Annotated in this window: 11 protein-coding genes and 1 tRNA gene; 5 read left to right on the plus strand and 7 right to left on the minus strand. The window is 62.0% G+C overall.

Annotated elements, in window-relative coordinates; all coding sequences use genetic code 11:
• Positions 1 to 18: 18 nt before the first annotated feature.
• Together gabT and gabD are read right to left on the minus strand one after the other, a co-directional pair.
• A complete protein-coding gene (gene gabT / locus AB4N98_RS11610) occupies positions 19 to 1,296 on the minus strand; it encodes a 4-aminobutyrate--2-oxoglutarate transaminase (RefSeq protein WP_017526104.1) in 1,278 nt (425 codons plus the stop codon).
• 183 nt (positions 1,297 to 1,479) lie between these two features.
• Positions 1,480 to 2,922, minus strand: coding sequence for an NADP-dependent succinate-semialdehyde dehydrogenase (gene gabD, locus AB4N98_RS11615; RefSeq protein WP_017526105.1), 1,443 nt, complete (start codon positions 2,920 to 2,922; stop codon positions 1,480 to 1,482).
• 370 nt (positions 2,923 to 3,292) lie between these two features.
• Here gabD and AB4N98_RS11620 point away from each other — a divergent pair.
• From AB4N98_RS11620 to yddG, 3 genes are all read left to right on the plus strand, one after another.
• A tRNA-Arg gene (locus AB4N98_RS11620) sits at positions 3,293 to 3,369 on the plus strand.
• Positions 3,370 to 3,551: 182 nt separating this feature from the next.
• Complete coding sequence (locus AB4N98_RS11625; protein ID WP_065876839.1) at positions 3,552 to 4,328, plus strand: AraC family transcriptional regulator; 777 nt, start codon at positions 3,552 to 3,554, stop codon at positions 4,326 to 4,328.
• A gap of 104 nt (positions 4,329 to 4,432) precedes the next feature.
• Positions 4,433 to 5,338 carry an aromatic amino acid exporter YddG gene (gene yddG / locus AB4N98_RS11630; RefSeq protein WP_065876840.1) on the plus strand — a complete coding sequence of 302 codons (906 nt, stop codon included), beginning with the start codon at positions 4,433 to 4,435 and terminating at the stop codon, positions 5,336 to 5,338.
• A gap of 50 nt (positions 5,339 to 5,388) precedes the next feature.
• Here yddG and AB4N98_RS11635 read toward each other — a convergent pair whose 3' ends face one another.
• A complete protein-coding gene (locus AB4N98_RS11635) occupies positions 5,389 to 6,453 on the minus strand; it encodes a 2,3-butanediol dehydrogenase (protein WP_223271488.1) in 1,065 nt (354 codons plus the stop codon).
• Positions 6,454 to 6,823: 370 nt separating this feature from the next.
• Between AB4N98_RS11635 and AB4N98_RS11640 the strand changes: the two genes are divergently transcribed.
• Entirely contained in the window at positions 6,824 to 7,459 is a 636-nt protein-coding gene (locus tag AB4N98_RS11640; RefSeq protein ID WP_017526107.1) for a LysE family translocator, read from the plus strand.
• A gap of 45 nt (positions 7,460 to 7,504) precedes the next feature.
• On the opposite strand, the gene AB4N98_RS11645 is transcribed toward AB4N98_RS11640, so the two are convergent.
• Entirely contained in the window at positions 7,505 to 8,371 is an 867-nt protein-coding gene (locus AB4N98_RS11645; protein WP_068936868.1) for a LysR family transcriptional regulator, read from the minus strand.
• Between the two features lie 116 nt (positions 8,372 to 8,487).
• Between AB4N98_RS11645 and AB4N98_RS11650 the strand changes: the two genes are divergently transcribed.
• Entirely contained in the window at positions 8,488 to 9,519 is a 1,032-nt protein-coding gene (locus AB4N98_RS11650) for an SDR family oxidoreductase (RefSeq protein ID WP_065876843.1), read from the plus strand.
• 46 nt (positions 9,520 to 9,565) lie between these two features.
• Here AB4N98_RS11650 and AB4N98_RS11655 read toward each other — a convergent pair whose 3' ends face one another.
• The 3 genes from AB4N98_RS11655 to AB4N98_RS11665 are packed head-to-tail and all read right to left on the minus strand — an operon-like array spanning position 9,566 to position 12,423.
• Positions 9,566 to 10,171, minus strand: a complete 606-nt coding sequence (locus AB4N98_RS11655; RefSeq protein WP_065876844.1) for a hypothetical protein — start codon at positions 10,169 to 10,171, stop codon at positions 9,566 to 9,568.
• The gene (locus AB4N98_RS11660; RefSeq protein ID WP_065876845.1) at positions 10,168 to 10,740 is read right to left on the minus strand and encodes an RNA polymerase sigma factor; all 573 of its coding nucleotides are present in this window, start codon (positions 10,738 to 10,740) and stop codon (positions 10,168 to 10,170) included. The genes AB4N98_RS11655 and AB4N98_RS11660 overlap by 4 nt, the downstream gene beginning before the upstream one ends.
• Positions 10,741 to 10,794: 54 nt before the next feature.
• Entirely contained in the window at positions 10,795 to 12,423 is a 1,629-nt protein-coding gene (locus tag AB4N98_RS11665; RefSeq protein ID WP_135196965.1) for a vWA domain-containing protein, read from the minus strand.
• Between the last annotated feature and the right edge of the window lie 100 nt (positions 12,424 to 12,523).

Here is a 12,523-nt window from a genome sequence, read left to right on the forward strand (position 1 = left end):
CATCTGTACAGCGTGCGCTTACAGCTCGGAGAAGCACTCTTCGATGATCGCCAGGCCTTTGTCCAACTGCTCGTCCGGCGAGGTCAGCGGTACCAGTACGCGCAACACGTTGCCGTAAGTACCACATGACAGCAGGATCAGGCCCTTGTCACGCGCCTTGGCCACCACGGCAGCCACGGCAGCGGCGTTCGGCTTGTGGCTGTCGCCATCTTCGAACAACTCGACCGCAATCATCGCGCCCAAGGCACGCACTTCACCGATCACCGGGTACTTGGCCTGGATGGCCTTGAGGCCCGTCACCAGGCGCTCACCCACAGCCTTGCAGCGGTCCAGCAGGTGTTCTTCTTCGAATACCTCCATCACCGCCAGCGCAGCAGCACAGGCGATCGGGCTACCGGCGTAAGTGCCACCCAGGCCGCCGGGAGCAATGGCGTCCATGTATTCGGCCTTGCCGCACACACCGGCCAGGGGGAAGCCGCCGGCGATGGATTTGGCGAAGGTGGTCAGGTCGGCGGCAACGCCCATCTGTTCCATGGCAAAGAAGGTTCCGGTACGACCGGCGCCAGTTTGCACTTCGTCGGCGATCAGCAGGATGCCGTGCTTGTCGCACAGTTCGCGCAGGCGCTTCATGAAGGCTTTAGGCGCGACGTAGAAACCGCCTTCACCTTGCACCGGCTCGATGATGATGGCAGCGATATCACGCGGCTCGGCATCGTTTTTGAAGATGCGTTCGATGCTGGCGATGGAATCGTCGTCGCTCACACCGTGCAGTTCGTTGGGGTACAGCGCGCGGAACACTCCGCCCGGCATCAGGCCCATGCCGGCCGAGTAAGGCACGACTTTGCCGGTCAGGCCCAGGGTCATCATGGTGCGACCGTGGTAAGCGCCGGTGAACGCAATCACACCCGCACGGCCGGTCGCGGCACGGGCGATTTTCACGGCGTTTTCCACGGCTTCGGAACCGGTGGTGACCAGCAGGGTTTTCTTGGCGAAATCACCCGGGACCTTGGCGGCGACTTTTTCGCAAACCTCAACGTACGGCTCGTAGGCCAGCACCTGGAAGCAAGTGTGAGTCAGCTTGTTCAGTTGCTCGGTCACGGCCGCAATGATTTTGGGGTGCACGTGGCCGGTGTTCAGCACGGCGATACCGCCGGCGAAATCGATGAACTCGCGACCTTCAACGTCGGTCACGGTGGCATTCTTCGCCGATTCGGCGAAGATCGGGTGAATCTGGCCAACACCGCGCGGTACAGCGGCTTCGCGGCGTTTCATCAGGGATGCGTTGGTCTTGCTCATAAAGTCCTCATTCGCCACTCATCGGGTGGCGCGGTTCAAGGAATACGTGGCGGGGAGGCAACTGCGACAGCATGCGATGATCGACTGCCACAGCGTTCCCGGCCACTACGAATAACGGGTTGAAACACGCAAAGGGTCAGCGCTCTCGTGCCCTTTGCGTTTACAGCCATGCCAAACCGGGGCTTAGATGCCCAGGCAGAGGTATTTGATTTCCAGGTAATCCTCGATCCCGTACTTGGAGCCTTCGCGGCCCAGGCCCGAGGCCTTGATACCGCCGAACGGCGCCACTTCGTTGGAGATCAACCCGGTGTTGACGCCGACCATGCCGTATTCCAGGGCTTCCGCCACACGAAACACACGGCCCAGGTCGCGGGCATAGAAGTACGACGCCAGGCCGAACTCGGTGTCGTTGGACATCGCGATCACTTCGGCTTCGTCTTTGAAACGGAACAGCGGCGCCAGTGGGCCGAAGGTTTCTTCCTTGGCGACTGCGGCGTTTTTCGGCACGTTGGTGAGGATAGTCGGTTCGAAGAAATTCCCTTCCATCACCTTGCCACCGGCCAGCAGCGTCGCGCCTTTGCTCAGCGCATCGGCAATGTGCTCCTGAACCTTGGCCACGGCTTTCTCGTCGATCAGCGGGCCAGTGGTGGTGCCGTCTTCCAGACCGTTGCCGATCTTGAGTTTGGCCACCGCCACTTTCAACTTCTCGGCGAACGCGTCGTACACCGAATCCTGGATGTACAGGCGGTTGGCGCAGACGCAGGTCTGGCCGTTGTTGCGGTACTTGGAAATGATCGCGCCTTCGACGGCCTTATCCAGGTCGGCGTCGTCGAACACGATGAACGGCGCGTTACCGCCCAGTTCCAGGGAGACTTTCTTGATGTCCTTGGCGCATTCGGCCATCAACTGGCGACCGATTTCGGTCGAGCCGGTGAAGGACAATTTACGCACGATAGGGTTGCTGGTCAGCTCGCCGCCGATGTCGCCGGCACTGCCGGTGACCACGCTCAGCACGCCTTTAGGGATACCGGCACGGTGCGCCAGCTCAACCAGGGCCAGGGCCGAGAACGGGGTTTGCGAAGCAGGCTTGATCACCATGGTGCAACCGGCGGCCAGGGCCGGGCCGGCTTTACGGGTGATCATCGCAGCGGGGAAGTTCCACGGGGTGATCGCAGCAGTCACGCCGATCGGCTGCTTGATCACGATCAGGCGCTTGTCGGGCTGGTGGCCGGGAATCACGTCACCGTAGATGCGCTTGGCTTCTTCGGCGAACCACTCGATAAAGGAAGCGGCGTAAACGATTTCGCCCTTGGCCTCGGCCAGCGGCTTGCCTTGTTCGAGGGTCATCAGGCGGCCAAGGTCGTCCTGGTTTTCGATCAGCAGTTCAAACCAACGACGCAGCTTGTTGGCGCGTTCCTTGGCGGTGAGTGCGCGCCAGGCCGGCAGCGCCTTGTCGGCGGCTTCGATGGCACGGCGGGTTTCCGCGGCGCCCATCTTCGGCACGGTGCCGAGAATCTCGCCCGTGGCCGGGTTATTGACCTTGATGGTTTGACCATTGTCCGCATCGACCCAAGCGCCATCGATAAAGGCTTGCTGGCGGAACAACTGGGTATCTTTGAGCTGCATGTCGGCTTTCCTTAACAGCACCGCGCGCACGCGGAGCGAATTAGAGTTGTTGAAAGGCGCCTTGTGGGCTGCCGTCAGGGAAATCAGCCCCAGTGCGCAAGATCGAATGAATTGCGCACGGGAGACAGAGCGTTTGAAATCTCAAACGAATCCTAGGATCAATGGGGGTACAGGGCAATAGTCTGTTCGAAAAAAAGAACGAAAACGGCGCATTTGCGGGGTTTATCTGATCAGCGTAGCGGGGCCGGGTTTACGCGCAACGTTCGCAAGGCTCGGCGCAGGGCCTTTGTTCCGGAAAATCCTACCGGCAGGCCCCCAAAGACCGGCATGGACGCCCAAGGTCGACATGGGTATGATGTCGCCCGCACAAGCATCCGTAGCTCAGCTGGATAGAGTACTGCCCTCCGAAGGCAGGGGTCGTGGGTTCGAATCCCGCCGGGTGCACCATATAGCAGTCTCGGGCTGTCTCAGACAGTCTACGAAACCCCTCAAGAAGCCCGCCCCGTGCGGGCTTTCTTGTTTCTGCAGCTCCCCATTACCTCCCCTCCACAAATCCCACCCAACGATAGCCTGGCATCCAAACAAACCACTAACGTACGATACCCCCTCACCCTCCGGAGCCCCCACGGATGAGCACCCCCAACCCCCAACCCTTCGCTCTCTGGCTACGCTCCTACTCCGGTCAGGTCGAGCTTCACCAGCATGACTTCCATCAAATAGTGCTCTCCCAATCCGGGTCGATGGAGATTGAAGTCGACGGGCGAGGTGGCAAGGTCGATGCCAGCCAGGGCGTGGTGATTTCTGCGGGCTCCCGGCATACCTTTCTGGCCGACACCCATAACAGTTTCCTGGTGGTGGATGTGCCCACTGACCGTGGCGAAGCGCATAAAAGCGCTGCCGCGGAATTTGACCTGCTCAATGACAAGCGCTTTTTTGCGGTCAGGCCGGATATACGGCATTTGCTCGATTACGCCAGCAGCAACGGGGCACGGTTGATCGGTTCACTAGCGATGGCCGAGTCATGGAGTCGGTTGCTGTTGGACTCTTTGCTACAGCCCGACGTGGCGCCGAATGACCTTGGGCAGCTTATTCTCGCGAAGGCGTTGGCCTATAGTGAGCAGCACCTGGGCAACGCTCTGACAGTGCGTGATATTGCGCGCTATGCGGGCACCAGCGAACGGCGATTATATGTGTTGTTTGGGCAGCATCTGCATACAACCCCGTTCGCGCATATCGCGAATTTGCGCTTGAATCTGGCCGTTGACCTGCTGCGCCAGACGTCTTTGTCGATCATTGATATTGCGCATCGCGCCGGATACGCCGACCAGAGTGCGTTAACCCATGCGCTGAAGAAAGCGCGCGGCATGACGCCGGCCGCTGTGCGTAAACAAGCGCGACACCACTGAAAAAAAATAGCAGCCCTGAACAATTTTTTGGCGGGTCTGATCAATACTCGCTCGCCTGAGCTTTCTATTGTTCCCGCTTGAGGTTTATCCGCAGAGGGGTTTGCATGAGCACTTCCAACCCATCCATCACTCTTGCCAAGGGCGCCGTCGGTGCGACGCTGATTGGGGTGATTGCCGTGTTTTTGTGGGCGTCTTTGGCGCTCCTGACCACCTTGACCGCCGGGATCCCGGCCTTTCAGTTGTTGGCGTCGAGCTTCGCGGTCGCGTTCGTGACCAGCCTGTGCATGCTGGGGCTGCGTGGCGCTGCCGGGTTCAGCAGTTGGCGCCAGCCCTGGCCGGTGTGGGCAACTGGGTTTGCGGGTATCTTCGTTTATCACGCGTTGTATTTCTTTGCCCTGAAAGCCGCACCTGCGGCTGAAGCCAGTCTGATTGCTTTTTTGTGGCCGCTGTTGATCGTGCTGTTGTCGAGCTTTGCCACCGGCGAATCGTTGCGCAAGCGCCAGTTGCTCGGCGCTTTGCTCGGCTTAGCGGGGACGGCCTTCATCATGCAGTTGCGGGCGCGGAATGACAGTGCGTCGATGCCGGTGATGGGTTACGCCGCTGCCTTTGCCTGCGCCTGGGTCTGGGCGATCTATTCGGTGTTCAATCGGCGCTTCAGCCATGTTCCGAGCAGCATCATCGGGGGGATTTGCGGGCTGGTGGCGGTAGCCGGAGGGCTCTGCCATCTGGCTTTCGAAACCACGGTGCGGCCGGACCCAGGCCAGTGGGGAGCAATCATCGGCCTGGGGCTGGGCCCGGTCGGCCTGGCTTTTTTCGCCTGGGACCACGCGACCAAGCACGGCAACCTGTCGATGCTTGGCGCGCTGTCTTACCTGGCGCCGCTGTTCTCCACGCTGCTGCTGATTGCCATGGGGCAAAGCGATGCCAGGCCGATCCTGATGATTCCCGCGGTGTTGATCATCAGCGGTGCGGTCATCGCCACTTCACGCTCACGCGCGACCTCAGGGTGATTTCGACGGGCAAAGGAGGCAGACAATGAATCCTGCCTCACTTGCGCCCCTCAGACCCGAGCCGGCGACACAATGATTTTCACGTTGTGTTCCTTGTTTTTAACCAGTTCCTCGAAGCCCTGCCCCACGATCTGCTCCAACTGGATACGCCCGGTCACCAGCGGCGTGATATCCAGCCGGCCATCGGCGATAAATGCGATCACATCCGCGAATTCGCCGTTGTAGGCCAGTGCGCCCAGCACTTGTTTTTCTGTCGCTACCAGTTCGAAAAAGTTGAATTCGCTGGGTTCTTCGAAGATGCCCACCAGTACGCATTTGCCGGCTTTGCGGATCAGGTCGATGGCGAGTTTGGCTGTGTGCTTATTGCCGATGCATTCGAAGCTGACGTCGGCGCCGAGCCCGCCGGTGAGTCGGCGGACTTCGGCCAGGGCGTCGCACTGGTTGGGGTCGAGCACGTGGGTCGCGCCCACTTCCTTGGCCTTGGCCTTGCGGGCGCTGGACATTTCCAGGGCAATCACTTGCGCCGCCCCGGCCGCTTTGGCGCACATGATGGTGCACAGGCCGATGGTGCCGGCGCCTACCACCACGACGTTTTGCCCGAGCAGGCTGCCGGCTTTTTTCACGGCGTGCATGCCCACCGCCAGTGGCTCGATGAGTGCCCCGGCTTCGGCCGGGAAGTTCGCCGGCAGTTTGTACAGCAGGTTGGCCGGCACGTTGACCAGTTCGGCGAAGGCGCCATTGTTCATCAGGCCGGTGAAGGCCAGGTTCTCGCAGATGTTGTACAGCCCGTGGGTGCAGTAGTAGCAGGTGCCGCAATGCTGACAGGCGTCGGCCGCCACCGGTTCGCCGACGCTGAAACCTTGCACACCGGCGCCGAGTTCGACGATCTCGCCACAGAACTCATGGCCGAGAATGCACTGGCCCTTGATACCGGTCAGCGGGTGAGGGGCGTCGACCGGGATGAACACCGGGCCGGCCACGTATTCATGCAAATCGGAGCCGCAGATGCCGCACCATTGCACGCGGATCTGCACCCAACCGGCAGGAGGCGAATCGGGCAGCGGAACGTCTTCGACGCGAATATCGTGGCGGCCGTGCCAGACGGCGGCACGCATGTTGCGTTGCGGGGTGTTCGAAAGGCTCATCGCGAAGTCTCCTTGAAACGGTGGGTACCGGCGCATCGGGCAGGTTGCCAGAGCCAGAGCAAGGCCGGTGCCAGGTCCGCTGGAGTGCCTGAACAGCCGTTTCCTAGAGCGCTTGAATAGGCCGCCGAAGGTGGCGGGTGGCGCGGCCCAATGAGACGCGCCATGTCAGGCCACGCGAGGCCGCCACGAGACGCTGAGACGTTGCGTCTCACGTTTGAATCTGCCCACCGCGCCTGTATGACGTTTTGTCCGCTCATCTGTATCTAACGCCTGCCCTTGGACCGCCCTACCATCAGGCGCATCCAACCCGCGCAACGGCGTACCCACCAGGAGTCAACCTATGCCCGAACTGTCCAACTTGCTGGCGTATGGTCTGATTTCCCTCGCGATGGTGCTCACGCCCGGCCCGAACATGATCTACCTGATTTCGCGGTCGATCTGCCAAGGGCCGCTGGCCGGGTTGATTTCGCTGGGCGGCGTGGCGCTGGGGTTTGTCGTTTACATGTTCTGCGCGGCGCTGGGTATTACCGCGCTGCTAATGGCGGTGCCCTATGCGTATGACGCGCTCAGGCTCGGCGGTGCGCTCTACCTGTTGTACCTGGCCTGGCAAGCGGTGAGGCCGGGCGGGCGCTCGGCGTTCCATGTGCGGGACCTGCCGCGCGACGGGCCACGCAAGTTGTTCATGATGGGCTTCGTGACCAACCTGCTGAACCCGAAAGTCGCGGTGATGTACCTGTCGTTGCTGCCCCAATTCATCAGCCCCACCGGCCCCGGCAGTGTGCTGACGCAATCCATCGTGCTGGGTTTTACCCAGATCATGATCAGCGTGAGCGTCAATGCCGTGATCGCGATCATGGCGGGTTCCATCGCGGCGTTCCTGGCGGGTAGGCCGGTATGGCAGTGGGTGCAGCGCTGGCTGATGGGCACGGTGCTGGCCGGCCTGGCCGTGCGCATGATCATTGACGCAAGGCGCTGAGAGAGGCTGTTGTAGTGAGGCGTTTGAGCCTTTAGAAAGGTCTATCTACGCTACCAGAGCCTCGCGCAGCACCTGCTCGAGCAGGGTGAAGAACGCGTGGATATGCGCCTGTTTCAACGCCTGGGGCCGGGTGACCAGGTAGACGTCCATGGGCGGCAATTCAATCTCCGCGAAAATCTCGCTCAGGCCCTCAGCCAGGATACGCGGCAGCACCGCCACGCCCATGCCGCGCCTTACCGATTCAAGCTGCACGTTGAACGAACTCACGCGGATCAAGGCATGGTCAAGCCCCGCCGCCTTCGCCGCGCGCATGTGCGGCAATAGGTCCAGCGGCGGCAGCAAGGCGATGCTGGCCGCCGTGGCCGGGGTGAGTGCCGGGCACCGCTGTAGATAAGCGGCATCCGCGAACACGCCGTAGTCGAGCGTGCCCAGCGCTCGATAGATCAACGACGGCTCGCCCAGATGCGCGGTGCGCACGGCGATGTCGGCCACGCCGCGCACGATTTTGTGGAAGTCCGTGGTGACCTGCAGTTCCACGGTGCAGCCAGGATGCAAGCGGGTAAAACGCTCTGCCGCTTGCAGTATCGAGGCCGAAAAACCTTCGCCGGCACTGATCAGTACCGTGCCACTCAGCGCCGCCTGCGCGCCGTCCTTCTCAATCAGGCTCTGGCGGCGCAGGCCGGCTTCGGCCGCCAGCGCCACGTCCACCAAAGACTGCCCCCGCGACGTCAGCCGGCAGCCCTCGACCCCGCGCTCAACCAGAGGCTCACCCAGGGCGGCTTCCAATTGGGTCAAGCGCCGAGCCACAGTGGACGCCGCCACCCCCAGCAACTGACCGGCCTGCAGGAAGCTGCCCCGTCGCGACACGGCCAACAGCAGACGAAGATCATCCCAATTTGCTTGCAACGCCATACCTGTGTTTATCCCTGGTCTGCAAATATGCAAAGCCATTATGCAGCAGTCGCCGTTTTTCACATGCGGTCTCAGCGGTATATCTAGCGGCCTTCTAAACACTGGGTATGGCCTGTATGAACACGAACCCCCATCGCTTGCGCAGCACCTTTGTGACCGGCGCCACCGGCTTGCTGGGCAACAACCTGGTACGCGAGCTGGTCGCGCGCGGCTACGCGGTCAAGGCGCTGGTGCGCTCGCAGTCCAAGGGTGAGCAGCAGTTCAGCGACCTGCCGCAAGTGGAACGGGTGGTGGGTGACATGGCCGATGTCGGCGCCTTCGCAGCGGCCATGCGGGGCTGCGACACGGTGTTTCACTGTGCGGCGTTCTTTCGCGATAACTACAAGGGCGGCAGCCATTGGGAGGAGCTCGAAAGAATCAACGTCGCCGGCACGCAAGCGCTGCTCCAGCAGGCCTATGACGCGGGGGTAAGACGCTTTGTCCACACCTCCTCGATTGCCGTGCTCGATGGCGCGCCCGGTACACCTATCGACGAGACATGCCTGCGCGCCGAAGCCGATGCGGACGACTACTACCGCAGCAAGATCCTCGCGGAGCGAGAGGTGCTGAGGTTTGTGCAAACCCATCCCCAGATGCACGCATGCATGGTACTGCCCGGCTGGATGTGGGGGCCTGGCGACCGTGGGCCGACGTCTTCGGGGCAGTTGGTCAAGGATGTGATCAACGGCAAACTGCCGGGGTTGATCCCCGGCACCTTTTCGCTGGTCGACGCCCGCGATGTGGCCTGGGCACTCATTGCCGCCGCCCAGAACGGACGACGCGGCGAACGGTATCTCGCCGCCGGCCGCAACTTGACCATGCGCCAACTGATCCCGCTGCTGGGGCGCATCGCCGGCGTCAAGACACCGTCCCGGCAACTGCCATTGCCCGCGCTGTACGTGCTGGCCGCCGTGCAAGAGACCTATGCCTACCTGACCGGCAAACCCATCTTGCTGAGCATGGCAACCCTGCGGTTGTTGGTACGCGAGGAGCACCGCACTTCGTTCAACCACCGCAAGAGCGAAGAGGAGCTTGGCCTGAGTTTTCGCGCGCTGGAGCAAACAGTCACTGACACGGTGGCGTGGTACCAGCAGCACGGCGGAGTATAAAAAAACCCCAGGTCGGCAGGCCTGGGGCTTTGCTGTGGGCGCCGGTTCAACGCTTTTGCAACGCCTCCAGGCGTGCCGGCAGATCTTCGTTGGGAAAGCGCGCGTGCAACGCCAGTAACTGTTCATCCGCGGCTTTGCTGTCGCCCGCCTCACGCAATCGGATAATTTCCCGCAGCCCTTGCTCCAGCGAAGGCCGCGCAACGGGCGCGCGCTTGCGCATTTTTGCCACGGACTGATCCGCCAGCGCGCCGGCAATTTCAGCCTGTACCGGCGCACTTTCGGCCTTGGGCGCAGCGGCGATCCGTGCCATGGGCGCCGGCGCCGGTGCGGAAAACGCTTGTGGTGCGGGCTGTGCGGCGTCTTCGTGCAAAGCGGAGAACGTCGCGGTGGGGATGTTGGGCTGTGGCACTGGCGAACGCATGACCACACCGATCATCAGCGCCAAACCGGCCACGGTGGCGAACGCCATTTGCCAGCGCGGGCGTTGGCAGGCGTGCAGCCAGCGTTGCCATAGGCTCGGTTGCGGCGCAGGCGCTTCGCGGCGGGCGGCATTAAGAATGAAAGCGTCGAGAGACGCAGGCGGCTCGCCGGTGCTGTGCTGGCGAAAATGCTGGATCAGCTCGTCGTCGGGAGTGTGTCGGGGCTCAGTCATACAGGTACCTCCTCGGCCAGCAGGCGACGCAATTTCTGCTGGGCGTAGCGCAAGCGGCTTTTTACGGTTTCCAGCGGCGTGTGGGTGAGCGCGGCGATTTGCGGCACTTCAAGATCAGCATGCAGACGCAGCAGGAACACTTCGCGCTGGTCTTCGGGCAAGTCTTGCAAGGCCGCGTCGAGGCGCGCCTGGTCGCGGCTCAGGCTCAACTGTTGTTCGGGGCCGGCGCTGTCGTCGGCCTGGGCGTGCAGTTGTTCATCGTAACTGTCGTGCAACGGGTTGTGGACGCCGTGCTTGCGCCAATGATCGATCAGGCGGTTGCGGGCAATCTGGAACAACCAGGTGCGAAAGCTCGCCCGGCCTTGTGGCTGGGTGCTGCTGCGGATCAGGCTGAGCCAGGTTTCCTGATAGATTTCCTCGGCCAGTTCGGCCTTGTTGCACAGAGACACGAGAAAACGGTACAGGCCCTGGCGATGGCGCGCATACAAGGCTTCGAACGCAGCGGCGTCGCCAGTGCGGTAGCGGGCCAGCAGGGATTCGTCGCTGGGTGGGTCGTCGGGTACGGCCATCTAATGGGTGAACTCCTTTCTGTCAGCCACAGTGGATCATTGTCATAGTCCAGATCAGTGTTTCAGGCTTTGGGCCAATTCCACCAGTTGCACGAATTCATTGCGCAGGCCAAAGGGGTCGTCGCCCCGTGCCGAGCGGGCCAGCGCGGCGGTGTCGTTCAAACGCATGCCGCCAGTGTAGCGGCCGTCACCCTTGAGCTGTTGCGCGAAAGCAGCCACGGCAGCCGCGAAGCGCAGGTCATCGCTGGCCTTGGTGCTTTTGGCGCTCACGGGCCGCTCGATCAAGCGGCTGTCACCACCCGCGGCAGGCTTGTAGCGCACGCGTACCATCGCCAGCTCATCGGTTTTACCTTCAGCGGCCGGCGCGGTGGCATAGCGCAGCGGCTCCAGCCAGCCCTTCTCTCCTTTCGGCACAATTTCGTACAGCGCAGTCACCGTATGCCCCGCGCCGATTTCGCCGGCATCCACTTTGTCGTTGTTGAAATCCTCACGCTTCAAGGCGCGGTTTTCATAACCCAGCAAGCGGTATTCGCTGACCTGGGCCGGGTTGAATTCCACCTGCAACTTCACATCCCGCGCCACCACGGCGAGGGTCGAGCTGAGCTGGTCTACCAGCACCTTGCGCGCTTCGCGCAGATTGTCGATGTAGGCATAGTTGCCGTCGCCGGCATCGGCCAGTTGCTCCATCAGGTGTTCGTTGTAGTTATCCACACCGAACCCGAGGGTGGTCAGCGACACACCGCTTTTACGCTGATCGACGGCCATTTGTTTGAGGCTGTCGAAGTCGCTGACGCCCACGTTGAAGTCGCCGTCGGTGGCCAGCAGGATGCGGTTGATGCCCTTGTCGATAAAACCTTCGCGGGCCATCTGGTAGGCCAGTTGAATACCGGATGCGCCTGCGGTGGAGCCGCCGGCGGTGAGTTGATCAATGGCGTTGCGGATCCTGGCCTTGTCGCGGCCCGAGGTGGGCGGCAGCACCACGCGGGATTCGCCGGCGTACACCACCAAAGAAACGCGGTCCTGCTCGCGCAGTTGATCGACCAGCAATTTCAGCGTGCTTTGCACCAGCGGCAAGCCTTCACGCCGGTCCATGGAGCCGGACACGTCCACCAGAAACACCAGGTTGGCCGGCGCCAGTTCGGCCACGGCATGCTCGGACGCCTTGATGCCGATGCGCAGCAGTTGCGTGCGCGGGTTCCACGGCGTGGCCGCGACTTCGGTGGTCACGCCGAACGGCGAACCGTCGGTGGGCAATGCGTAGTGGTAGGGGAAGTAATTGACCATTTCTTCCAATCGCACAGCGCCTTCGGGCGGCAGGCGGCCTGCGTTGAGGAAACGTCGTACGTTGGCGTAGCTGCCGGTGTCGACATCGACGCTGAAGGTGGAGACCGGCGTTTCGGCAACGCGATGCACCGGGTTGTCCGGCAGGTTGGCATATTGCTCACGGGGCTCGCTGCGATAGTCCATCGCGGCTGACTCCTGCAACTGCATCGGTGCGGGCATGGCCATGCGCTTGACCAAGGCGCCCTCGACATGCGCGCGCTGCGGCTCGGCGACTGGGGTGGGTTCGGCCGGTTTGACCAAGCCAGGCGATGAAGACAGCCCACACCCGGCCAGAGCGACCAGTAGGGTCACGGCAAAGCCTTGGGCAGCAGGACGCAGGTGGGAAAGAGGACGGGACATTGGCTTAACCTCATGTGTGAATGATTCGCTCACAAGGTCAGACGCAAAGCGTCAGGTGTTCGGGTTAATCAACGGTGAATCTGGAAAAATCCGAGCGGGT

The organism is Pseudomonas sp. S3_E10, assembly GCF_054667615.1.

Coding starts and splice junctions, on each gene's coding strand:
- AB4N98_RS11640 (WP_017526107.1), top strand. CDS start 6,824: ATGCCCGAACTGTCCAACTTGCTGGCGTATGGTCTGATTTCCCTCGCG.
- AB4N98_RS11665 (WP_135196965.1), bottom strand. CDS start 12,423: ATGTCCCGTCCTCTTTCCCACCTGCGTCCTGCTGCCCAAGGCTTTGCC.
- gabT (WP_017526104.1), bottom strand. CDS start 1,296: ATGAGCAAGACCAACGCATCCCTGATGAAACGCCGCGAAGCCGCTGTA.
- yddG (WP_065876840.1), top strand. CDS start 4,433: ATGAGCACTTCCAACCCATCCATCACTCTTGCCAAGGGCGCCGTCGGT.
- AB4N98_RS11660 (WP_065876845.1), bottom strand. CDS start 10,740: ATGGCCGTACCCGACGACCCACCCAGCGACGAATCCCTGCTGGCCCGC.
- AB4N98_RS11635 (WP_223271488.1), bottom strand. CDS start 6,453: ATGCGTGCCGCCGTCTGGCACGGCCGCCACGATATTCGCGTCGAAGAC.
- AB4N98_RS11625 (WP_065876839.1), top strand. CDS start 3,552: ATGAGCACCCCCAACCCCCAACCCTTCGCTCTCTGGCTACGCTCCTAC.
- AB4N98_RS11650 (WP_065876843.1), top strand. CDS start 8,488: ATGAACACGAACCCCCATCGCTTGCGCAGCACCTTTGTGACCGGCGCC.
- AB4N98_RS11645 (WP_068936868.1), bottom strand. CDS start 8,371: ATGGCGTTGCAAGCAAATTGGGATGATCTTCGTCTGCTGTTGGCCGTG.
- gabD (WP_017526105.1), bottom strand. CDS start 2,922: ATGCAGCTCAAAGATACCCAGTTGTTCCGCCAGCAAGCCTTTATCGAT.
- AB4N98_RS11655 (WP_065876844.1), bottom strand. CDS start 10,171: ATGACTGAGCCCCGACACACTCCCGACGACGAGCTGATCCAGCATTTT.